Origin of the sequence: Ochrobactrum sp. SFR4, from assembly GCF_019730395.1 — a bacterium.
GTDB lineage: Bacteria > Pseudomonadota > Alphaproteobacteria > Rhizobiales > Rhizobiaceae > Pseudochrobactrum.
Map to the genome: position 1 here is coordinate 1 of NZ_JAAPBB010001498.1, position 230 is coordinate 230.

The 230-nt window shown below is 53.5% G+C and carries 1 protein-coding gene; it reads right to left on the minus strand.

The annotated features are described in order from the left end of the window. Window positions 1-230: aminoglycoside phosphotransferase family protein (locus HBA93_RS24015; protein WP_286202186.1), on the minus strand; the 230-nt coding region annotated here is incomplete at both ends.

Here is a 230-nt window from a genome sequence, read left to right on the forward strand (position 1 = left end):
GGGTCAATTGCCAGCCAGCCACGCGAACTTTGAATAATGTTCTCATGATGCAGATCACCATGCAGGGCGATTATTTCATGCGGTTGATCGAGCAAATGCAATGCCAGTCCGTCTGCATCGGCGTAGATGTCCTGCGCGGTATCAGCCAGATCAAACAGGCTTTTGAAATGTTTGCGCAGAGGCTGCAATTCTGATGGCAGCGCCTGACCGGAGGGACTGTGCAGAGCGCG